Consider the following 555-nt stretch of genomic DNA (forward strand, 5'->3'; position numbering starts at 1 on the left):
TCCCTCCGCCACTTTCGAGATTCAGATAGAGTCTGGGTTTCAAAAAATTGGAGCGGTAGTTCAGTTGGTTAGAATACCGGCCTGTCACGCCGGGGGTCGCGGGTTCGAGTCCCGTCCGCTCCGCCAACACAACGAAGGCATTGTCGAAAGACGATGCCTTTTTTGTATCTGTCGAAAATGAAAAAGCTTCCGAGTTCCAGATAAAGTCTGGATTTCAAATTTCTAAATAATTATCCGATTCTTACCTACTCATTTCTACAGACTGTAAATTGAAAATCGAACTACTCTTTTCTCATAAACTTCACTGTACAACACTATAAAAACAACAAACTTTGCGTTGATTTGCTTTAAATGCCATCAAAATGAATAAATTTGAATCAAACGAATTTATTTTTAAAAAGAAGTCTTTACAACAAGTATGGGTATCGCTATTATTCACCGCGTTGGAGGGATGGCTGAGTGGTCGAAAGCACCGGTCTTGAAAACCGGCAAGGGTTAATAGCCCTTCTAGGGTTCAAATCCCTATCCCTCCGCCACTTTCGAGATTCAGATAGA

General features: G+C 41.4%; 2 tRNA genes. Both read left to right on the plus strand.

The features are described 5' to 3' along the window. The first annotated feature begins 49 nt into the window (after positions 1–49). Positions 50–126 (plus strand) — tRNA-Asp (locus tag HC728_RS19810). 319 nt (positions 127–445) lie between these two features. After that, positions 446–536 (plus strand) — tRNA-Ser (locus HC728_RS19815). Positions 537–555 lie beyond the last annotated feature (19 nt).

Source organism: Aliivibrio sp. S10_S31, from assembly GCF_014694495.1.
GTDB lineage: Bacteria > Pseudomonadota > Gammaproteobacteria > Enterobacterales > Vibrionaceae > Aliivibrio > Aliivibrio fischeri.